This is a genomic window from Streptomyces avermitilis MA-4680 = NBRC 14893, from assembly GCF_000009765.2.
GTDB classification, from domain to species: Bacteria; Actinomycetota; Actinomycetes; order Streptomycetales; family Streptomycetaceae; genus Streptomyces; species Streptomyces avermitilis.
Window position 1 is genome coordinate 2,462,937 of record NC_003155.5, and the last position, 21,105, is coordinate 2,484,041.

The following is a 21,105-nucleotide window of genomic DNA, read 5'->3' on the forward strand; positions in this document are numbered from 1 at the left end:
TTCCCTAACGTTGACAACATTGTTGACGATCTGTCGCGCCGACGCATAGGTTCGCATCCGCCGGAAGCGGCCCCTCGCCTTCCGGCACGCCCCCACCCCGGAAGAGAGAAGACGCGATGAAGCGCAGGCAGATGGTGAAGGCGCTGGCCGGAACAGCCGCCCTACCGGCGGTTGTGGGCGCGGCCGGCGGTGCCCGGGCCGCCGGCTCCGGGGCGGCCTCCACCTCGACCGGGGCGGTCTCCGCCGCCACCAGGACGAAGGGCTCGGACCCCCTGGCATTCGACCCGGCGAACTACACCACCCTCACCACGACCGTCGCCACGAGCGACGGCGACAAGGCGGTGACGTACCGGTTCTTCAAGGCGGTCACCTATGTCGCCGACCCGGTCGACGTGACGTACCAGAGCCTCAACGTGAGCGTCCCGGTGGAGATCGACGGCAAGGCGGTCGATGCCTCCCACGCGCCGATCGTCTTCAGCAACGCGGTCGGCGGCTACATGCCGTCCTCCACGGCCGGCAACACCGGCATCGGACAGGGGGTCAACGCGAAGCTGTCACTCGCGTCCGGCTTCGTCGTGGTGGACCCGGGCGCCCGCGGCCGGACCCTGGTCGACACCGCCGGCGTCTACTACGGCGTCGCCCCGGCCGCGATCGTCGACCTCAAGGCGGCGATCCGCTATCTCCGCCACAACAAGGGCCGCGTCCCGGGCGACACCGACCGCATCGTCGCCACCGGCGTCAGCGCGGGCGGCGCCCTCACCTCACTGCTCGGCGCGTCCGGCGACAGCGACCGCTACGCCCCCTACCTTCAGGAGCTGGGCGCGGCCGACGCGAGCGACGCCGTCTTCGCCGCCGCCCCGTACTGCCCGATCACGGACCTCGAGCACGCCGACATGGCGTACGAGTGGAACTGGGGCACCAACCCGCTCCCCACCGGCGCACAGGTCGATCAGACCCTCTCCAAGGAGCTCCGGAGCGGGTTCGCCGAGTACCAGGCGTCGCTGAACCTCCGGGGCAAGAACGGCTTCGGCCGCATCACCGCGCGCAACTACGACGCGTACATGGTCAAGACACACCTGGAGCCGTCGGCCACCAGGTACCTCGGCGCCCTGCCGGACGCGGACCGCGCCGCGTACCTGACCGCCAACCCGTGGATCACGTGGTCCGGCGGCAGGGCGTCCTTCGGCTGGGGCGACTTCCTCACCCACGTCGGCGCCCGCAAGAAGAACGTCCCGTCCTTCGACACCTTCACCCTGGCCGCCCCCGAGAACAACCTGTTCGGCGTGGCCACCACCAAGGCACGCCACTTCACACAGTGGAGCCTGCGCAAGGCCACCGGCGACGACGGCGCCCGCCTCGACGCGGACCTGCCCGAGAAGATCGACCTGATGAACCCGATGTACTTCATCGAGCATCAGAACCCGGGCCGGTCCCGGCACTGGTTCATCCGCGTGGGCACCAAGGACAGCGACACCTCGCTGACCGTCGTCGGCAACCTCACCGCCGGCCTGGAGAACCTCGGCGACGACGTCGACACGTACATGTACTGGGACGGCGGGCACGGCGCGAACCAGGACGCCCCCGACTTCATCACCTGGATCCGCTCGGTCAGCGGGTACGCGAAGTAGCCACCGGCCTTGCCACTCCTGAAGCCCGGCACGCGGGAAGCGTGCCGGGCTTCGGCCGTGTGCGCCGCCGTTTTCCACCGGCCCCCTCTTGACAAGCGTGAACCCCCGACGGCAATCTTCCATTAAGCAGAAATGAACTTCCGTAATGCGGAATTCAAAAAGGGAACTACGACCACGGAAGGGAGCGCCGGACCATATGCCGGGTCTTGAACGGGGCACCGCCGCGGAGCAGCGCTTCAACGTCAATCTGTCGATCCTCTTCACGGAACTCCCGCTCCTGGAGCGCCCCGCGGCCGCCGCCGCGGCGGGCTTCACCGCGGTCGAGCTGTGGTGGCCCTGGGTCGACTCCCCCACCCCCGACCAGTCCGAGCTCGACGCCCTGAAGAAGGCGATCGAGGAGGCGGGCGTCCAGCTGACGGGCCTGAACTTCTACGCGGGCCGGCTGCCGGGCCCGGACCGCGGCGCCCTGTCGATCCCCGGCGAGGAGTCGGAGCGGTTCCGCGCCAACATCGACGTGGCCGCCGACTTCGCCCGCTCGCTCGGCTGCACGGCGCTCAACGCCCTGTACGGCAACCGGGTGGAGGGCGTGGACCCGGCCGAGCAGGACGCGCTCGCCCTGGAGAACCTGGTCCTCGCGGCCCGGGCCGCCGACCGGATCGGCGCGATCCTGCTGATCGAGACCCTCAACCAGCCGGAGTCGCCGCGCTATCCGTTGGTGAGCGCCCCGGCCGGCATCGGGATCGTCGACCAGGTCAACGAGGCGACCGGTCTCGGCAACGCCAGGTTCCTGATGGACCTGTACCACCTGTCCATGAACGGCGAGGACCTGCCGCGGGTGATCGCCGCGTACGCGGCGAAGACCGGCCATGTGCAGATCGCCGACAACCCCGGCCGCGGCGCCCCGGGCACGGGCACGCTGCCGCTGAAGGAGCTGCTCGGGCAACTCCGCAAGGCCGGGTACGAGGGCTGGGTCGGCCTGGAGTACAAGCCGGGCGACCGTCCGAGCGCCGAGGCCTTCGACTGGCTGCCGGCCGAGGCCCGCGCCGCCCGCTGAGCGGCCACCCCGTCACCGCGCGCCCGTGCAGCGCGCGGCAACGCACTGTCGTATCGCCGTAGTTAGCGCGCGGCAACGCACTGCCGTATCGCCGTAGTCGTAGTCAGAGAGGCACCCTCATGAGCAGCAACCCCGCACCTTCCCCCCGCCCGGCCCGCCCGCTGGTCGCGTGGATCGGTCTCGGCATCATGGGCTCCCCGATGTCCGAGAACCTGATCAAGGCCGGGTACGACGTCACCGGCTTCACCCTGGAGCAGGACAAGCTGGACCGGCTGACCGCCGCCGGCGGCACCGCGGCCGGATCGATCGCCGAGGCCGTGCGCGACGCCGACGTCGTCATCACGATGGTGCCCGCCTCCCCGCAGGTCGAGGCCATCTCGTACGGCCCCGACGGCATCCTCGAGAACGCGAGGTCCGGCGCCCTGCTGATCGACATGTCGTCGATCACCCCGCGGACCTCCGTGGACCTGGCCGAGGCCGCGGCCGCGAAGGGCATCCGCGTCCTGGACGCCCCGGTGTCCGGCGGCGAGGCCGGTGCGGTCGAGGCCGTGCTGTCCATCATGGTCGGCGGCGAGCAGGCCGACTTCGACGAGGCGAAGCCGGTCTTCGAGGCGCTCGGCAGGACCATCGTGCTGTGCGGTCCGCACGGTGCGGGCCAGACCGTGAAGGCCGCGAACCAGCTGATCGTCGCCGTGAACATCCAGGCGTGCGCCGAGGCCGTGGTCTTCCTGGAGAAGTCGGGCGTGGACCTGAAGGCGGCGCTCGACGTCCTGGGCGGCGGCCTCGCCGGCTCCACCGTGCTGACGCGGAAGAAGGACAACTTCCTCCACCGTGACTTCAAGCCGGGCTTCCGCATCGATCTGCACCACAAGGACATGGGCATCGTCACGGACGCCGCCCGCGCCGTGGGCGCGGCCCTGCCGGTCGGCGCGGTGGTGGCCCAGCTGGTGGCCGCGCTGCGCGCACAGGGGGACGGCGGGCTGGACCACTCGGCCCTGCTGAGGTCCGTGGAGCGCCTCTCGGGCGCGCGGCTCTGAGACCTCCGGGCGGCGCCGCCGCTGACATCTGTCCCGTCGCGCCCAAGCGGTGGCGCCGCCCGGAACCAACTTCAACAAAGTGTTGACGCCTAGAAGGTCCCATACCTAGGCTCCACGAAGCGGAAGAAGGTTTCCGCTGCCCCTCGCATGGAAGGTGCACGATGTCGAAGCGCGTGCTTACGACCGAGTCCGGCGCCCCGGTCGCCGACAACCAGAACTCAGCCACCGCCGGCGTCGGTGGTCCGCTCCTGCTCCAGGACCAGCACCTCCTGGAGAAGCTCGCCCGGTTCAACCGCGAGCGCATTCCGGAGCGCGTGGTGCACGCCCGCGGCTCCGGCGCGTACGGCCACTTCGAGGTGACCGACGACGTCACCGGCTTCACGTACGCCGACTTCCTGAACACGGTCGGCAAGCGCACCGAGGTCTTCCTGCGATTCTCGACGGTGGCCGACAGCCTGGGCGGCGCGGACGCGGTCCGTGATCCGCGCGGCTTCGCGGTCAAGTTCTACACGGAGGAGGGGAATTACGACCTCGTAGGCAACAACACTCCCGTCTTCTTCATCAAGGACCCGCTCAAGTTCCCCGACTTCATCCACTCCCAGAAGCGCGACCCGTTCACGGGCAAGCAGGAGCCGGACAACGTCTGGGACTTCTGGGCGCACAGCCCCGAAGCGACGCACCAGGTGACCTGGCTGATGGGCGACCGCGGCATCCCGGCCTCGTACCGTCATATGAACGGCTACGGCTCGCACACCTACCAGTGGACGAACGCCGAGGGGGAGGCCTTCTTCGTCAAGTACCACTTCAAGACGAACCAGGGCATCCGCAGCCTCTCCGCCGAACAGGCTCAGGAGATCGCGGGCACGGATCCGAACTCCCACCAGACGGACCTGCTCCAGGCCATCGAACGGGGTGTGCGCCCGTCCTGGACGCTGTACGTGCAGATCATGCCGGCGGCGGAGGCGGCGGAGTACCGCTTCAACCCGTTCGACCTCACGAAGGTGTGGCCGCACACGGACTACCCGCTCCAGCGGGTGGGCCGCCTGGTCCTGGACCGCAACCCGGACAACGTGTTCGCGGAGGTGGAGCAGGCGGCCTTCTCCCCGAACAACTTCGTGCCGGGCATCGGCCCCTCCCCGGACAAGATGCTCCAGGGCCGCCTGTTCGCGTACGCGGACGCCCACCGTTACCGCCTCGGCGTCAATCACACGCAGCTCGCGGTCAACGCCCCGAGGGCGACGGTCGTGAGCAACTACGGCCGTGACGGCCTCATGGCCTCCCCCGCACAGGGCCGCGCCGCGAAGAACTACGAGCCCAACTCGTACGACGGCCCGGCCGAGACCGGCCGGCCGCTGTCGGCCCCGCTGGCGGTGACCGGCCACACGGGCACGCACGAGGCCCCGCCGCACACCAAGGACGACCACTTCTTCCAGGCGGGCGAGCTGTACCGCCTGATGTCGGCCGAGGAGCGGTCCCGGCTGGTCGCGAACATCGCCGGTGGCCTCTCGCAGGTCTCCCGCGACGACGTGATCGAGAAGAACCTCACCCATTTCCACGCCGCGGACCCGGAGTACGGGACGCGTGTGGAGGAGGCGGTCCGCGCCCTGCGCGAGGACTGAATCCCCGGACGGCGCCCGGGTCCCGACAGGAGGTCGGACCCCGGGCGCACCGCCCGCGACGGTCGAGCGACCCGGAAGAGGGGTGGTCGCCCCACACCGCGCGGGCACGGCGAGGACCGCGGCGGTATGCGAGCCAGTGCGGTGGTGAAGGTCCCGCGGCCTCCTTCTCGACCTGAGGGAAGAAGGCCACGGCTCCGTCGCAGCCGCCGCGGTCCCAGCCAGGCCTCTGAGCGCCGGATACGGACGGTCCCGTATCCGGCGCTCCCTGGCGTTTCCGGGTGCGGATCCGTCCCGGCGGCGCGAGCCTGAAGGCATGGAACACGCGACGAAGTATCCGCACATAGTGGTGCATCCACCGGCCCTGGACGGATCCCGGCGGGTCACCGCGGGCGACGCGCCCCTCGGGATCGCCTCCCATCTGGACGATGTCATCGAGATCCTGCGCATGGCCGACCTGGACCGGATCGAGGTCGAGGAGAGCGACCTCATCGAATGGCAGGGCGGCGGGCCGGACGACTGGCCGGGACTGTCGGAGCACGAGGACGACTGAGAAGACGACTGAGAACACGTACGCCACTCGGCGTACGTGTCCTACGGAACCCTCAAATCAAGCTCTGAACAACGGTCAAAGGGCTTCAACCAACCCCGGGCGAGGGCACATCCTCGACACATGAGGCCCGCCGGCACGGGGGCGGCGGGCCTCTGGTACGGGGGTACGGGGGTACGGGGGATCAGCCCGGGGACGCGGCCCGTGGGGGCGGGCCGCGTCGCGGGGAACGGCAGGAGCACCGGGATGTCGAGGGCGGCAAGGCCGGTCGGGGCCGGCCGCCCGCGCACGGAGGAGGGGCGGCTCTCCCCCGGATGAGCCGCCCCTGTCGAGAAACCCCCGCCTGACCCCCGTGTCAGGCCTGTGTCCCGCTATCAGACCTTCAGCGTCCTGATCGAGGTCGGGGCGTGCCCGGGCTCGGTCGCCACCTCCTCGAACTCCACGACGTCGCTGATGTCGTTCGTCCTGCTCATCGCGATGTTGGTGACCCGCTCCAGGATCGCCTCGACGACGACCGGCACCCGGTACTCCGCGGCGAGCTTCTTGGCCTGCTCGAAGGCGGCGCCCAGCTCGCCGGGGTCGGTGACCCGGATCGCCTTGCAGCCGAGGCCTTCGACGACCTTGACGTGGTCGACGCCGTAGACGCCCAGCTCCGGGGAGTTGATGTTCTCAAACTCCAGGTTGACCTGGAAGTTGATGTCAAGACCGAGCTGTGCCTGCCGGATCAGGCCCAGGTAGGCGTTGTTCACCAGGACGTGGACGTACGGGATCCGGTGCTGCGCGCCGACCGCCAGCTCCTCGATCATGAACTGGAAGTCGTAGTCCCCGGAGAGCGCCACGACCCGTGCCTCGGGGTCGGCCTTGGCGACGCCGAGCGCGGCCGGGACGGTCCAGCCGAGCGGCCCGGCCTGGCCGCAGTTGATCCAGTGCCGCGGCCGGTGGACGTGCAGCAGCTGGGCGCCGGCGATCTGCGAGAGGCCGATGGTGGAGACGTACCGGGTCTGTGGGCCGAAGGCCTTGTTCATCTCCTCGTAGACGCGCTGCGGCTTGATCGGGATGTCGTCGAAGTGCGTACGGCGCTGGAGGGTGGCCCTCCGCTCCTGGGTGGAGGCCGCCCACCCGGACCGGTCGGGCAGCCCGCCCGCGGACTTCAGCTCCCGTGCCACCTCGACGAACAGTTCGAGGGCGGCCTTCGCGTCGGACGCGATGCCGTAGTCCGGGGCGAAGATCCTGCCGATCTGGGTGGGCTCGACGTCGACGTGCACGAACGTCCGGCCGGCCGTGTAGACGTCCAGTCTGCCGGTGTGGCGGTTGGCCCAGCGGTTGCCGATGCCCAGGACGAAGTCGGACTCCAGGAAGGTGGCGTTGCCGTAGCGGTGCGAGGTCTGGAGGCCGACCAGACCGGCGTTCAACTCGTGGTCGTCGGGCAGGACGCCCCAGCCCATCAGGGTCGGGACGACCGGGACCCCCGTCAACTCGGCGAACTCGACGAGGAGTTCGCAGGCGTCGGCGTTGATGACGCCGCCGCCGGCGACGATCAGCGGGCGCTCGGACTCGTTGAGAAGGGTGATCGCCTTCTCGATCTGGGCGCGGGTGGCGGCGGGCCTGTAGACCGCGAGGGGTTCGTACGTCTCCGGGTCGAACTCGATCTCGGTGAGCTGGACGTCGATCGGCAGGTCGATGAGGACGGGCCCGGGCCGGCCGGAGCGCATGAGATGGAAGGCCTGCTGGAAGACGCCGGGAACCTGCGCGGCCTCGAGGACGGTGACGGCCATTTTCGTGACCGGCCTGGCGATCGAGGCGATGTCGACGGCCTGGAAGTCCTCCTTGTGGATCACGGCGGTCGGCGCCTGGCCGGTGATGCACAGAATCGGGATCGAGTCGCCGATGGCGGAGTAGAGACCGGTGATCATGTCGGTGCCCGCGGGGCCCGACGTACCGATGCAGACGCCGATGTTGCCCGGGTGCGCACGGGTGTAGCCCTCGGCCATGTGCGAGGCGCCCTCGACATGGCGGGCGAGGGTGTGATCGATCCCGCCGGAGGCCCTGAGGGCCGCGTAGAAGGGGTTGATCGCCGCGCCCGGGACACCGAACGCGCTGCGGACGCCCTCGCGCTTGAGGATCTCGACTGCCGCACGGGCAGCGGTCATACGAGCCATTGAGTACTCCTGCTTCGGCTGTCGGATTCGCGCTCCCGTCGCGCCCAGCGGAGAGCCATGTTTCCGTCGACTTCTTCATTGTTCCGCATAGTGGAAAGTAACTTCTACTATCTGGAAGCAATGTAGGGGGCGGGGTGAAGAGCGTCAAGAGTGGGGCGAGGTCGGTGCCCCCTCGGGCCGATGCCGGACGCGGTGCCGGGAATCCGGCCCTGGGCGTCACCGCGTTTCGCTGCCGGGAGTGCCGTGACTGGAGGACGATGGAGGCGCTGTCCCGACGTCATCCGGTGGAGTGGGCCATGGCCGAGAGCGTGCCCGTGCGGTGTCCGGTGTGCCGGCGCGAGCACCTGTACGCGACACCGTCCTATCCGTGCGCCTGCGGTGCCCCCGTCGCTCCCCCGCTCGACCGTGCCGCCGCCCCGAGCGCCGTCACCCACCGCACCTGGGACGAGGATTGGGTCACCGTCCGCTGCGGGGCCTGCGGGCGCGAGGACCAGTGGCCGCACCCCGAGCTGGGCTGCCACTGCGGGGTCGTCCTGCGGATTCCGGTGTCGGGCGGGCCGGGTACGCCGGGCCAGGCGCCGCGGCCGGCAGCGGAGGCCGACGACGCTCGCGGGGCGCCCCCCGTCGGAGAACCGGCGGATCCACAGGAGCCGACGCCGGGCCACCACACACCAACGCCGGACGACCACCCGCCGACGCCGGAAGCGCCCGGACCGGCGCCCGGCGCACCGTCCTCGGCGCCCGGCCCCCGCGGCTCAACGCCGGGCCCCCGCCCGTCCGCCGCGAAGCCGGGCGCAGCGGCGGCACCGGGAGGTGCGGCCGGATCCATCCCGCGCATCCCCGGCACGACGCGCCGCTCGCGCCCCCGCCCCGCCGCGCTCCCCCGCGCCACCCCGTCGGCCCGCCCCGCCTTCCAGCCCGTCACCATCCGTACCGCGCGGGACGCCGTGACCGCCGCCGCGCTGTATCTGCGCTGGCTGGGGTACCAGGACGTCCGGCGCGCGGACCAGCGCCCGCCGAACGGGATCGGGCTCGCGGCGCGCGGAATGCTCGCGCAGGTGGACCCGACGGTGCGGCCGGCTTCGCTGCGGGACGTGGAGTGCCTGTGGCTGACGGCCATGACGGAGTCCGCCGGGTGCGTCTACTTCTCCCTCGCGGGCTACGCGGACGACGCCCGCGCCGTCGCCGACCGCCTCGGCGTCCCCCTCTTCGTCCTCGACCTCACGGGCACCCCGCAGCCCGTCAACAGCCTCGCCGACGACCTGGTGGCCACCGGCGCGTGAGGCCCGGCCGGGCGCCGCGTCAGTCGTCCCGCCCCTCCCGCGCCGCCTGCTCCCGCAGTTCGATCTTGCGCACCTTCCCGGACACCGTCATCGGGAAGGAGTCCAGGATCCGCAGCCGACTGGGGATCTTGTAGTGGGCCAGCTGCCCGTCGCAGAAGGCCCACAGCTCCTCCAGCGTCGGCGGGTCGGCCGGATCGCGCGGGATGACGCAGGCCAGGACCTCCTCGCCGTACCGCTCGTGCGGCACGCCGACCACCTGTACGTCGGCGATCTTCGGATGCCCGTACAGGAACTCCTCGATCTCGCGCGGGTAGATGTTCTCCCCACCCCGGATGATCATGTCCTTGATGCGGCCGACGATCTCGACGTACCCGTTCTCGCGCATCACGGCGAGGTCGCCCGTGTGCATCCAGCGCCCCGCGTCCACGGCCTCCGCGGTCTTCTCGGGTTCGTCCCAGTAGCCGAGCATGACGCTGTAGCCGCGGGTGCACAGCTCGCCCGCGGTGCCGCGCGGCACCGTCACCCCGCCTGCCGGGTCGACGACCTTGACCTCGATGTGCGGGAGCACGCGTCCGACGGTGCCGGTGCGGTGCTCCAGGTCGTCGTCGCGGCGCGTCTGCAACGACACCGGCGAGGTCTCCGTCATGCCGTAGCAGATGGACACCTCCGCCATGTGCATCTCGGCGACCACCCGCTTCATCACCTCCACCGGGCAGGGCGAGCCCGCCATGATGCCGGTGCGCAGCGAGGAGAGGTCGTACGACGCGAAGTCCGGGAGGTTCAACTCCGCGATGAACATGGTCGGCACGCCGTACAAGGACGTGCAGCGCTCCCGCTGGACCGCCGCAAGGGTGGCGGCCGGGTCGAAGGAAGGGGCAGGGAGCACGATGCACGCGCCGTGCGACGTGGCGCCCAAAGCTCCCATGACCATGCCGAAGCAGTGATAGAGCGGCACGGGCAGGCACACCCGGTCCTCTTCGGTGTAGCCGACCGTACGGCCCACCCAGTAGCCGTTGTTGAGGATGTTGTGGTGCGAGAGGGTGGCCCCCTTGGGGAAGCCCGTGGTGCCCGAGGTGTACTGGATGTTGACCGGGTCGTCACAGCTCAAGTCGGCCGCGCCGGCGATCAGCCGCTCGTACGGAACCGAGGCCGCGCCCGCCGTCAACGCCTCCCAGGACGGGTCGCCGATGTAGACCGTCTCCCGCAACTCGGGGCATTTCTCACGCACTTGGTCGACCAGGGCGCGGTAGTCGCTGCTCTTGTGCGCGAGCGAGGCGACGAGCACCGAGATCCCCGCCTGCCGGAGGACGTACGCCAACTCGTGGGCGCGATAGGCGGGATTGATGTTCACCATGATCGCGCCGATGCGGGCGGTCGCGTACTGGACGAGCACCCACTCGGGGCAGTTGACCGCCCAGATGCCGACCCGGTCGCCCTTCAGCACGCCCTTGGCGAGCAGCCCCAGCGCCACCTCGTCGACGGCGGCACCGAACTCGGCGTAGGTCCAGCGCCGCCCGGAGGGCACGTCCACGAGGGCGTCACGGTCGGGATACGCGGCGATCGCCCGGTCGAGGTTCGCCCCGATGGTGTCGCCGAGGAGCGGTGTCGTGCTCGTCCCGTGCGCGTACGACAGTTCGGTCACCGGAAGTCCTCCTCGCGGTACTCCTCGGCCGAGCCCGCCGCCGTGGCCTCGCGCAGCTCGATCCGGCGGATCTTGCCGGACACGGTCTTGGGGAGTTCACCGAACTCCAGCCTGCGGATGCGCTGGTACGGCGCCAGGACCGAGCGCGCGTGCTCGAAGAGCACCTTCGCCGTGTCGGGGCCCGGCTCGAAGCCCGCCGCCAGGACGATGTACGCCTTCGGCACGGCGAGCCGCAGCTCGTCCGGCGCGGGCACCACGGCCGCCTCCGCCACCGCCTCGTGCTCCAGCAGCGCGCTCTCCAGCTCGAACGGGGAGATCTTGTAGTCGGAGGCCTTGAAGATCTCGTCGCGCCGGCCCACGAACGTGATGTAGCCGTCCGCGTCGCGCGAACCGATGTCACCGGTCCGGTAGTAGCCGCCTGCCATCGCCTCGGCGGTGCGGTCGGCGTCACCGTGGTAGCCGGTCATCAGACCGACGGGCCGCGCCGAGAGATCCAGCGCGATCTCGCCCTCGTCCACTCCCGGCGCGCCCGACACGGGGTCGAGCAGTTCGACGTGGAACCCGGGGCTCGGCCGCCCCATGGAGCCCGTCTTCAGCTTCTGCCCGGGGCTGTTGGAGACCTGGACCGCCGTCTCCGTCTGTCCGAAGCCGTCCCGGATGGTGACGCCCCAGGCGCGCCGCACCTGTTCGATGACCTCTGGGTTCAGCGGCTCGCCCGCGGCCACCGCCTCGCGCGGCGGGGTCCGCAGCTGGGTCAGGTCGGCCTGGATGAGCATGCGCCAGACGGTGGGCGGGGCGCAGAAGGTGGTCACCCCGGCGCGGTCCATCTCCGTCAGCAGACGGCCCGCGTCGAAGCGCGTGTAGTTGTGCAGGAAGACCGTCGCCTCCGCGTTCCAGGGGGCGAAGAGGTTCGACCAGGCGTGCTTGGCCCAGCCCGGCGAGGAGATGTTCAGGTGGACGTCGCCCGGTTCGAGTCCGATCCAGTACATCGTCGCCAAGTGGCCGATCGGGTACGACACATGGGTGTGCTCGACCAGCTTGGGGTGGGCGGTCGTGCCCGAGGTGAAGTACAGCATCAGCGGATCGTCCGCATGGGTGATGCCGTCCGGCTCGAAGGCCGCGTCGGCCGCGTACGCCTCCTCGTACGACTGCCAGCCGGGCCGCTCGCCGCCGACGGTGATCCGGGTGTAACGGCCGGGCACCTCGTCGAACTTGCCGGTGTCCTCGGCGCGCACCACGACGTGCCGGACGCGTCCCCGCTCGACGCGGTCGCGCAGGTCGGCGGGGCCCAGCAGCGGGGTGGCGGGGATGACGACGGCGCGCAGCTTCATCGCGGCCAGCGCCGTCTCCCACAGCTCCGCCTGGTTGCCGAGCATGACCAGGACGCGGTCCTCCGCCCGGACTCCCCGCGCGCGCAGCCAGTTGGCGACGCGGTCGGAGCGCTCGGACAGCTCGGCGAAGGACAGCCGGGTGGTGGCGCCGTCCTCCTCGACGAGGTGCAGGGCCGTGCGGTCGTTGCCCCGCGCGAGGACGTCGAACCAGTCGAGCGCCCAGTTGAAGTGCTCCGGGCGGGGCCAGCGGAAGCCCTCGTAGGCCGTGGCGTAGTCCTCGCGGTGCGTCAGCAGGAAGTCCCGCGCGGCCCTGAATGCGTCCGTCGCGCTCGTGTTCGCCGTCATGTGTCCTCCTCATTGCCGGACAGCCACCTAACATCGTGTAATCCGTGATGCAGGTCTCACCACCCCCGAACGGGGGGTGCGCCGCGATGAAGGGGCGAGCAGGTGGCAGCAGACGCAGCCGAGGCGGTGGAGGTGCGCGGCGCGTTGCTACGGCTGCGCCGGGCGACGGGGCTCCCGGTCGCCTTCGGTGGACTGGTCGAGCCCGGGCGGCCGCAGATCCGCATCAGCGAACTGTGCGGCCACACGACGCTCGCCCTCAGCTCGCTCGCGGTGGTCTCCGGCAGCGGGCTCGGCGGCAAGGTCGTCGCCCTCTCGCGGCCGTGCGCGGTGACGGACTACTCGACGTCACGGCAGATCAGCCACGAGTACGACGTGGCGGTCGCCGCCGAGGGACTGCGGTCCGTGGTCGCGGTGCCCGTGGTCGTACGCCGTCGGGTGCGCGGTGTGCTGTACGGCGCTCTGCGGGCGGCTCAGCCGCTGGGCGACCGGACGCTCACGGCGGCCGTGGAGGCGGCCCGGGACGTGGAGCAGGCGCTGGTCGTGCGGGACGAGGCGCACAGCCTGATGACGGCCGCGCGGGAACCCGAGACCGCGTCGGGCGCGGCCTGGGAGCAGGTGCGCGAGGCGCACGGGGCGCTGCGGGCACTGGCGCCGCGCCTCATGGACCCGGCACTGCGGGCCGAACTCCTCGAGGTGTGCGGGCAGTTGGCCGGAGCGGCGTCGGCGGAGCCGGCCGCGGCACACGCGCTCGGGCTGGCACCGCGTGAGGTGGATGTGCTGGTGTGCGTCGCGGCGGGGGCGACGAACGCGGTCGCGGCCGAGCGGCTGGGGCTTCGCCCGGAGACCGTGAAGGGGTATCTGCGGTCGGCGATGCGCAAGCTCGGCGCGCACACCCGGCTGGAAGCGGTGGTCGCGGCGCGCCGGGCGGGGGTGCTGCCGTAGCGACTGCCGACGGTGCCGACGGTCCCGACGGCCTCACGGTGGCGACTGCCCGGCGGCTGATTCCGACCGTCCCGCCCTATTTGCACATCTCCGGGGTTTCGTCGTTCATTCATTCGGCACCTCAGTGAATTCCCTTATGCCGTCCACCTGTTATTTCCCTCACCACGCCGTCCGTCCGAATTTCAAAGATTCGTTGCCTAATATTGGCCCGGACACGACACACGAGGGGAGCGGTGACCGTGCGACGGGACTTCAAGGAGCCTGCGAGACCCCGCCCCGACCTGGTCATCGGCCGGGAAGAACTGTTCGCGGGGGCACGCGAGCAGCTCACCCGAGGGGGCAGTGTGCTGGTGCACGGCCCGGCCGGAATAGGAAAGTCGACCATCCTGCGGGCCCTGGTCACCGAATACGGCGAAACGGCGCACACCGTCCTGCGGTGTTCGTCCACCGAGTCCGAATCGCATCTTCCGTTTCTGGCCCTGGCCGACCTCCTCGGTCTGGTCGAGGACGAGGTCCTCGACCGGCTGCCCGCCCCGCAGCGCACCGCTCTGGAGTCCGCGCTGACCGGGCGCGGCGAGTCCACCCTCCAGCGCGACGGACTCGCGCTGCGCCTCGCGGTGCTCTCCACGCTCCGTGTCCTGGCCGCCCGTGGCCCGGTGCTGATCGTCGCCGACGACCTCCAGTGGCTGGATCCGGCCAGCGCCGAACTCCTCGGCTTCGCCGCGCGGCGTCTGGGCGGCATGCCCGTCCAGATGCTCTGCGCGGTCCGTACCGACACCGAACCACAGGGCCAGCAGCACGACCGCTATCTACGCGCGTCCCCGCCGGAGACGCTCGCGGTGCGCGTGAACCCCCTCTCCCGCGCCCAGACCGCCGAGCTCCTCGGCCGTCGCGGCCACACCGACCTGCCCCGTTCGACGGTGCGCGACATCCACCGCACCAGCGGCGGCAACCCGCTGTTCGCGCTGGAGCTGGGCCGCGCGCTGGCCGAGAGCCCCACCCCGCCGAGCCCGGGCGAGCCGCTGCCCGTGCCGACCTCGCTGCGCGCGCTCGTCCTGAACCGGCTGGACATGCTGTCGCCCCAGGCCCGCCGCACCCTGCTCGTCGCGAGCGCCGGAGCACGCCCGACGCTCGCCCTGCTGCACGCCGCGGGCCGCGAGAACGCGGAGGCGGAGACGGCGCAGGCCGCCGCGCTCGGGCTGCTGGTGACGGAACGGGACGCACCCGGCGTACGGTTCGCGCATCCGCTCGTCTCCGCCGCGCTGTACGCGGAGGCGACCGCGCAGGAGCGACGGGCCGCCCATGCCGCGCTGTCCACGGCGGCCTCCGATCCCATCGAGCGGGCCCGGCATCTCGCGCTGGCCACCACCGGGACCGATCCCCGGGTCGCCACCCGGCTCGGGGAGGCGGCGGCGGTCGCCCGGGACCGTGGTGCGCCGTCGGTGGCGGCGGGGCTCGGACTGCTCGCCGCCCGGCACACTCCGGCGGACACCGTGCCGGGCCCGGACGAGCGACGCCTCCAGGCGGCCGAGGACGCGCTGACCGCCGGGGAGACGGATCTCGCCCGGGACATCGCCCGCGAGGTGCTCGGGCGGGCCGGGGGGCCCGCGGACCGGGTACGGGCCTGGATGGTCGTGATCGACGCGGCGGGGCAGGCCATGGCCGAGGTCGACGCCGTCTTCCCGCAGGCGCTGGCCGACGCGGGCGACGATCCCCGGCTTCTCGCCCTGGTGCACTACCAGCTCGCGTGGCGGGCGCTGCTGGTGGAGGGCGAGTTCGACAAGGCCCGCGAGGAGGCCGCCCGGTCCGCGGAGCTGGCCGCGCGCGCCGCCGACCGGCGCGCCGAGCTCCTCGCGCTGGCCTTCCAGGCACAGATGGAGACCCTGATGGGGCACCCGGACGCCCCGGGCACCATCAAGCGGGCGCTCAAGGAGCCGCAGGACCCGCGGGTGGCGTGCGACCACAACGGCGCCGGTGCGGCCCGGTTCCGCTGGCTGATCATGGGCGACCAGCTCGCCGAGGCGCGTACGACGATCAGCGCGCTGCTGCGCGAGGTGCGGCGGCGCGGGATGGTCGAGAGCGAGGTGCACTTCCTGCGGGCGCTCGCCGAGGTCGAACTGCGGGCCGGGCACTGCGGGCGGGCGCTCGACCTCGCCCGGGAGAGCCTCCGGCTGGCGCGGGACACCGGGATCGGCGAGGGCGCCACCGCGATGTTCACCTCGCTCGCGGAGGCCGCGGGCGGCGAGGTGAACCGGGCGCTGACGCTGGCCCGGGAGGCGGTGGGGCGCGCGGAGGAGGACGGTGACCTGGTCTATCTCTCGCGCGCGCTGGGCGCCCTCGGGCACGCCCAGCTCGTGGCCGGGGACGCGGCGGGAGCGGTGCGGTCGCTGCGGCGGGTACGGGAGCTGGAGGAGGGACTCGGGGTCACCGACCCCGCACGGGGGCGCTGGCACGGCGACCTCGCCGAGGCGCTCGTCCGCATCGGGGAACCGGCGGAGGCGCAGGGCTTCATCGACACGACGCGTACCCAGGCGTTGCGGCTGGGGCGCGAGAGCGTGCTCGCGGTGCTGGACCGGGCGGAGGCGCTGGCGCGGGCGGCACGCGGCGAAATCGACGCGGCCACACGGCAGTTGACGTCCGCGCAGGACCGGCTGGCCAAGCTGGGCTACGGCCTGGAGGAGGCGCGGGCCGCCTTCGCCCTGGCCGGCCTGCGCACGCATCGGCCCGGACCGACCTCGTACGACGAGGCGGCCCGGCTGTTCCGCCGCTGCCGCGCCCTGCCGTGGCTGCGCCAGGTGGAGACCGCGACGGTCACCGGGCCCGCCCAGCCGGCCCTCTCCACGGCGGCCCTCGACGCCCTGGCCGCGACGGAACGCCAGGTGGCCGCGCTGGTCATGGAGGGCGCGACCAATCGCGAGATCGCCGCGCGCCTGTTCATCAGCGTGAAGACGGTGGAGGCAACGCTGACGAGGGTCTACCGGAAGCTGGGCATCCGGTCCCGGGTGGACATCGTGCGCCTGGCGGCGGGCGGCCGCCAGGGCTGACTCCGGGGGGTGCCGGGGTTGATTCCCGGGGACGGTCGGGGCTGAACTCCGGCGGCAGCCGGGGCTGACTTCCGGGGACGGTCGGGGCTGAACCCCGGCGGCAGCCGGGGCTGACTTCCGGGGGCAGTCGGGGCCGACTCCCGGAGACGGTCGGTGCTGATTCCCGAGGGCGGCCGCGCCGACTCCAGCGGCAGCCTCGCCGGCTCTCGACGGCAGCCATGGCTGATTCCCGAGGGCGGCCGGGGCCGACTCCGGCGGCAGCCAGGGCCGACTCCCGGGGGCAGCCGGGCCGACTCCAGCGGCAACCTCGCCGGCTCTCGGCGACAGCCATGGCCGACTCCCGGAGACGGCCGGGGCTGACTCCCGGGGGCAGCCGGGCCGACTCCAGCGGCAACCTCGCCGGCTCTCGACGGCAGCCAGGGCCGACTCCCGGAGACGGCCGGGGCCGACTCCGGCGGCAGCCGCCCGCCGCTGGGGCGGACCCGGTCGGCCAGGGGTCACGCACGGGCGGGCCTGCCCGGCGCGGTCCGGCGCAGTCCGCCGCGGTCCGGCGTAGGGACCGTCTCGGCCCTGCCCGCGTCGGAGGCGCTGCGCGGCTCCTCGTCCGGCGCGCGTCGCGGACCCGGCCGGTGGAGCCCGCCCCGCGGAAACGGCGCCTGCGGTGTCGACTCGTGGATTCCGGCCAACAAACCGCCGCTCGCCACCCCGCACCGCGCAGTCCCGGCCCATTGCGATCCGGGCGGGTTTACGCGCGGAGACCGAGGGTTTTCCCTGCCCAACTCCCTTAGGGGCTTCCCTCATTGGAGGGGCGACCGCCGGCTTCTAGCGTAAGGGCCGTGCCGCTCGCTCGGGCACACGGAGCCGGTCCCGCGGCCCCGTGAACCACCCCCCACCCGCGCGTCCCCCCACCGGCAACACTCCTGAGGAGACTCATGTTCGGGCTCAATCGCGCAAAGAAGACCGCCGCCGTAGTCGCCGCCACCGCTGCCGCCGCGGCGACGGCTCTGCTGGCCGCCCCGGGCGCCGTCGCCGCCCCCCAGCCCATCGTCGGCGGCTCGACGACCACGACGACCGCGTACCCGTTCATGATGCAGATCACGGACGCCTCGCAGAACCAGTTCTGCGGCGGCACCCTGGTCTCGGCCACCAAGGTCGTCACCGCCGCCCACTGTATGGTCGGCGAGACCACCAGCAGCGTCCGCGTCGTCGGCGGCAGAACGTACCTCAACGGCACGAACGGCACCGTCAGCAAGGTCAGCAAGATCTGGATCAACCCCGACTACACGGACGCCACCAACGGCGACGACGTGGCCGTGCTGACCCTGTCGACGTCGATGTCGTACACCCCGGCGTCGTACGTCTCGTCGTCCCAGACGAGCATCTACGCGACCGGCGCCACCGCCCGCATCATAGGCTGGGGCACCACCTCCGAGAACGGCAGCTCCTCCAACCAGCTGCGCACCGCGACCGTCCCGATCGTGTCCAACACCAGCTGCGCCAGCTCCTACGGTTCCGACTTCGTCGCCAGTGACATGGTCTGCGCCGGATACACCTCCGGCGGCGTCGACACCTGCCAGGGCGACAGCGGCGGCCCGCTGCTCATCGGCGGCGTCCTGGCGGGCATCACGTCCTGGGGCGAGGGCTGCGCGGAGGCCGGCTACCCGGGCGTCTACACCCGCCTGACGACCTTCTCGAGCCTGGTGACCGCGCAGGTCAACTCGTAGTCACCGATGAACTCCTGAGCACCCCTCAGGTAAATACCAGGGGGCGTTGCGGGCCACCACGAGCGGCCCGCAACGCCCCCTATCCATCTGTCCATCGGCCTCCATCGTGCCGATGGCCCTCTTCGCGTCGGTGATCCGCGGTCCTTGACCTCATGCCCGTACGACGGTCCCGAACCGGATGTCGTACGAGTTCGTGCCGCCGGCCATCACCGCGAGCGTCCGCTCGCCCTCCTGAACCACCTCCTGCCGCTGCGCCCTGGTGAGCGTGCCGAAGGGCTCGATGGTGAGGGCGTCCTCGTCCAGCCGCCAGACGCCCGCCAGGAAGCCGTCGACGAGGAGCGTGCAGTACGCCTGGTTCCCCGCCCAGGTACGGCCCTTGAGGTCGGCGGGCACCACGCGGGTGCGGTCGGCGTGGGAGAGGAGCAGGTTGTCGAACTCGGGCAGGAAGCGGGGCGGCGCGGGGGTGTCGGCGGCCGGGCGGGGCGCGTCCGGGAGGTCGAAGAGCTCGACGCCGGTCTCGTCGCGGAAGGTGACGAGCTGCGGGCGAAGGCGCTCGAAGGCGTCCCGCAGCCGGGTCAGACCCGCCCAGGTCTGCATGTCCTTGACCGACGCGGGACCGAAGGCGGCCAGATAGCGCAGCACGGTGGAGTCGGGCGCGGGGGCAGGCCCGGCGGGACGGCCGAGCCAGTGCTCGGCGGTGGTGAGCGCGACCTGACCGCTCCTGCCCCACAGACCGCGCGGGGTGACCTGGACGAGCGGGAGGCGGCAGCGCGCGGCGACGGCGAGGGACTGCGGGTCCGCGTCCGGCCACTCCACGAGCAGGGCCTCGCGGAGCTGCTTCATCGTGCGCGGCTCGGTCTCGACGAGCTCGCGGCTGACGGCGGTGAGCCGGTCGAGGTCGACGCCGGCGAGTCCCTTGCGGAAGTAGTTCAGTTCCCGGTCGCGGGCGGCCTGCACCAGCGGGCGCAGGGTGAGGCAGTCGTCGGCGGTGTGGGTGTGGATGGTGGAGCGCATGGTGACGATGCGGACGACCTCGCGGTCGGCCATGAGCCGTGACAGCGCCTCGGGGGTGAACCCGTCGAGGCGGGCGGCGAGGGCGTAGTACGGCGGCTTCACGTTCTGCGCCTGGAGCCCGAGCAGGTGCTCGACGGCGTCCTTCGCGGACAGGGGCGCGCGGCGCAGCAGGAGCTGGCGGTCGAGGGTGGCGCGGTTGAGGGCGCGGGGGGTGAGCACGGGAGCGGCCGCGGCGGCACGGGAGGCCTTGGGCGCCTTGGACGCCCTGGCCTTGGACGCCGTGGCCGCCGTGGCCGCCGTGGCCGCCGTGGCCGCCGTGACATGGGATGCCGTGACCTGGGACGCCGTGGCCTTCTGCGAGGTGCTCTTCGTCATGCCGCGCACGCTAGCGGGGCTTGCGGACACCTTCTGTCCGCAACTCCGACCGGATACCGCGCTCACCGGGCACGCCGAGGCCGTTTGCCCCGTATATCCTGCTCCGTGATCACCACAGACGTACGTTCGAGACGGGAGGCAGCCGCGATGTCCGAGCGACGCGCCCGCCCAGCTTCGAAGAACGGCAGGAAGTCCGCCTGGCGCCGGGCCCTGAACCCGCCCGCGACGCCGCCCGCCGAACCTCCGGCGGGCGGCCCCGACGCGCCGGCCCCGGAAACGGCGGATGCGGCCAGCGTCGTACAGGCGACCCTGTACCGCGACGGCGTACGCGTCTCCTCGCCCGCCTCCCTCGCCGACACGTTCCGGGAGCTGCGCGACGAGCCGTCCGGCATGGCCTGGATCGGCCTCGCGCGCCCCACGGAGTCCGAACTCCTTTCCCTGGCCGAGGAGTTCGATCTGCATCCGCTCGCCGTCGAGGACGCGATGGAGGCACACCAGCGGCCGAAACTGGAGCGCTACGGCGAGACGCTCTTCGTCGTCCTGCGGGCCGCCCGCTATCTGGACGCGCCGGAGGAGGTCGACTTCGGCGAACTCCATGTCTTCGTGGGCCCGGACTTCGTGATCACGGTCCGGCACGGCGCGGCCCCCGACCTGTCGGCCGTCCGCCGCCGTATGGAGGAGACGCCGGAGCTGCTGAAACTGGGGCCGGAGGCGGTGCTGTACGCGATCCTGGACGCGGTGGTCGACGGCTATGTGCCGGTGGTGGCCGGTGTCCAGAACGACATCGACGAGATCGAGACGGAGGTCTTCCGCGGCGACCCGGCCGTCTCCCGCCGCATCTACGAACTCTCCCGCGAGATGGTCGAGTTCCAGCGCGCCACCCGCCCCCTGGTCGGCATGCTGCACAGCCTGATGGCGGGCTTCGCCAAGTACGGCACGGACGAGGAACTCCAGCGCTACCTCCGGGACGTGGCCGACCACGTCACCCACACCAGCGAACGCGTCGACGGCTTCCGCCAGGCACTGGCGGACATCCTGACGGTGAACGCGACCCTGGTCACCCAGCAACAGAACGCGGAGATGCGGGCGTTGGCGGAGGCAGGGTTCGAGCAGAACGAGGAAATCAAGAAGATCTCGAGCTGGGCAGCGATCCTCTTCGCCCCCACGCTCGTCGGAACCATCTATGGCATGAACTTCGAGCACATGCCCGAGTTGGGCTGGAGCTTCGGATACCCCTTCGCGATCGGCCTGATGGGGCTGGTCTGCGTCAGTTTGTACGTGATTTTCAAGCGGCGGGGCTGGCTCTGAGCCCCTCGCACCCCGCTCAGTTCTCCCTTCGAGAATCACCACGCCCCTTCGAG

General features: G+C 71.7%; 14 protein-coding genes. 10 read left to right on the forward strand and 4 right to left on the reverse strand.

What is annotated here, in order from left to right:
* The first annotated feature begins 116 nt into the window (after window positions 1-116).
* The 5 genes from SAVERM_RS10645 (at window position 117) to SAVERM_RS10665 (ending at window position 5,888) form a co-directional block, all read left to right on the forward strand.
* Window positions 117-1,628, forward strand: coding sequence for a subtype B tannase (locus tag SAVERM_RS10645; RefSeq protein WP_010983463.1), 1,512 nt, complete (start codon window positions 117-119; stop codon window positions 1,626-1,628).
* A gap of 196 nt (window positions 1,629-1,824) precedes the next feature.
* The gene (locus SAVERM_RS10650; protein WP_010983464.1) at window positions 1,825-2,682 is read left to right on the forward strand and encodes a TIM barrel protein; all 858 of its coding nucleotides are present in this window, start codon (window positions 1,825-1,827) and stop codon (window positions 2,680-2,682) included.
* A 119-nt stretch (window positions 2,683-2,801) separates the two neighbouring features.
* Complete coding sequence (locus SAVERM_RS10655) at window positions 2,802-3,719, forward strand: 2-hydroxy-3-oxopropionate reductase (protein WP_010983465.1); 918 nt, start codon at window positions 2,802-2,804, stop codon at window positions 3,717-3,719.
* 161 nt (window positions 3,720-3,880) lie between these two features.
* Window positions 3,881-5,338 carry a catalase gene (locus SAVERM_RS10660; RefSeq protein ID WP_010983466.1) on the forward strand — a complete coding sequence of 486 codons (1,458 nt, stop codon included), beginning with the start codon at window positions 3,881-3,883 and terminating at the stop codon, window positions 5,336-5,338.
* Window positions 5,339-5,651: 313 nt separating this feature from the next.
* Window positions 5,652-5,888, forward strand: coding sequence for a hypothetical protein (locus tag SAVERM_RS10665; RefSeq protein WP_010983467.1), 237 nt, complete (start codon window positions 5,652-5,654; stop codon window positions 5,886-5,888).
* Between the two features lie 371 nt (window positions 5,889-6,259).
* Here SAVERM_RS10665 and gcl read toward each other — a convergent pair whose 3' ends face one another.
* Window positions 6,260-8,044: a glyoxylate carboligase gene (gene gcl / locus SAVERM_RS10670; protein ID WP_010983468.1), complete on the reverse strand. Its 1,785-nt coding sequence runs from the start codon at window positions 8,042-8,044 to the stop codon at window positions 6,260-6,262.
* 296 nt (window positions 8,045-8,340) lie between these two features.
* Here gcl and SAVERM_RS10675 point away from each other — a divergent pair, with 296 nt between their 5' ends.
* Window positions 8,341-9,327 carry a hypothetical protein gene (locus tag SAVERM_RS10675; RefSeq protein ID WP_171033201.1) on the forward strand — a complete coding sequence of 329 codons (987 nt, stop codon included), beginning with the start codon at window positions 8,341-8,343 and terminating at the stop codon, window positions 9,325-9,327.
* 19 nt (window positions 9,328-9,346) lie between these two features.
* Here the strand turns inward: SAVERM_RS10675 and SAVERM_RS10680 are convergent, their stop codons facing one another.
* Entirely contained in the window at window positions 9,347-10,969 is a 1,623-nt protein-coding gene (locus tag SAVERM_RS10680; protein ID WP_010983470.1) for an AMP-binding protein, read from the reverse strand.
* The gene (locus tag SAVERM_RS10685; RefSeq protein ID WP_010983471.1) at window positions 10,966-12,645 is read right to left on the reverse strand and encodes an AMP-binding protein; all 1,680 of its coding nucleotides are present in this window, start codon (window positions 12,643-12,645) and stop codon (window positions 10,966-10,968) included. The genes SAVERM_RS10680 and SAVERM_RS10685 overlap by 4 nt, the downstream gene beginning before the upstream one ends.
* 102 nt (window positions 12,646-12,747) lie before the next feature.
* Here SAVERM_RS10685 and SAVERM_RS10690 point away from each other — a divergent pair, with 102 nt between their 5' ends.
* The 3 genes from SAVERM_RS10690 (at window position 12,748) to SAVERM_RS10700 (ending at window position 18,355) form a co-directional block, all read left to right on the forward strand.
* On the forward strand, window positions 12,748-13,587 hold the full coding sequence (locus tag SAVERM_RS10690) for a helix-turn-helix transcriptional regulator (RefSeq protein ID WP_010983472.1): 840 nt from the start codon (window positions 12,748-12,750) through the stop codon (window positions 13,585-13,587).
* Between the two features lie 233 nt (window positions 13,588-13,820).
* Window positions 13,821-16,631 carry a helix-turn-helix transcriptional regulator gene (locus SAVERM_RS10695; protein WP_010983473.1) on the forward strand — a complete coding sequence of 937 codons (2,811 nt, stop codon included), beginning with the start codon at window positions 13,821-13,823 and terminating at the stop codon, window positions 16,629-16,631.
* Window positions 16,632-17,563: 932 nt separating this feature from the next.
* The gene (locus SAVERM_RS10700; protein ID WP_010983474.1) at window positions 17,564-18,355 is read left to right on the forward strand and encodes a S1 family peptidase; all 792 of its coding nucleotides are present in this window, start codon (window positions 17,564-17,566) and stop codon (window positions 18,353-18,355) included.
* A 150-nt stretch (window positions 18,356-18,505) separates the two neighbouring features.
* On the opposite strand, the gene SAVERM_RS10705 is transcribed toward SAVERM_RS10700, so the two are convergent.
* Complete coding sequence (locus tag SAVERM_RS10705; protein WP_078936633.1) at window positions 18,506-19,744, reverse strand: winged helix DNA-binding domain-containing protein; 1,239 nt, start codon at window positions 19,742-19,744, stop codon at window positions 18,506-18,508.
* Window positions 19,745-19,891: 147 nt separating this feature from the next.
* Here SAVERM_RS10705 and SAVERM_RS10710 point away from each other — a divergent pair, with 147 nt between their 5' ends.
* Window positions 19,892-21,052 carry a magnesium and cobalt transport protein CorA gene (locus SAVERM_RS10710; protein ID WP_010983476.1) on the forward strand — a complete coding sequence of 387 codons (1,161 nt, stop codon included), beginning with the start codon at window positions 19,892-19,894 and terminating at the stop codon, window positions 21,050-21,052.
* Window positions 21,053-21,105: the final 53 nt, after the last annotated feature.

Bases quoted from the DNA above. Each gene is read 5' to 3' on its own strand.
- SAVERM_RS10645 (WP_010983463.1), top strand. From the start codon at position 117: ATGAAGCGCAGGCAGATGGTGAAGGCGCTGGCCGGAACAGCCGCCCTA.
- SAVERM_RS10650 (WP_010983464.1), top strand. From the start codon at position 1,825: ATGCCGGGTCTTGAACGGGGCACCGCCGCGGAGCAGCGCTTCAACGTC.
- SAVERM_RS10655 (WP_010983465.1), top strand. From the start codon at position 2,802: ATGAGCAGCAACCCCGCACCTTCCCCCCGCCCGGCCCGCCCGCTGGTC.
- SAVERM_RS10660 (WP_010983466.1), top strand. From the start codon at position 3,881: ATGTCGAAGCGCGTGCTTACGACCGAGTCCGGCGCCCCGGTCGCCGAC.
- SAVERM_RS10665 (WP_010983467.1), top strand. From the start codon at position 5,652: ATGGAACACGCGACGAAGTATCCGCACATAGTGGTGCATCCACCGGCC.
- gcl (WP_010983468.1), bottom strand. From the start codon at position 8,044: ATGGCTCGTATGACCGCTGCCCGTGCGGCAGTCGAGATCCTCAAGCGC.
- SAVERM_RS10675 (WP_171033201.1), top strand. From the start codon at position 8,341: ATGGCCGAGAGCGTGCCCGTGCGGTGTCCGGTGTGCCGGCGCGAGCAC.
- SAVERM_RS10685 (WP_010983471.1), bottom strand. From the start codon at position 12,645: ATGACGGCGAACACGAGCGCGACGGACGCATTCAGGGCCGCGCGGGAC.
- SAVERM_RS10700 (WP_010983474.1), top strand. From the start codon at position 17,564: ATGTTCGGGCTCAATCGCGCAAAGAAGACCGCCGCCGTAGTCGCCGCC.
- SAVERM_RS10705 (WP_078936633.1), bottom strand. From the start codon at position 19,744: ATGACGAAGAGCACCTCGCAGAAGGCCACGGCGTCCCAGGTCACGGCA.
- SAVERM_RS10710 (WP_010983476.1), top strand. From the start codon at position 19,892: ATGTCCGAGCGACGCGCCCGCCCAGCTTCGAAGAACGGCAGGAAGTCC.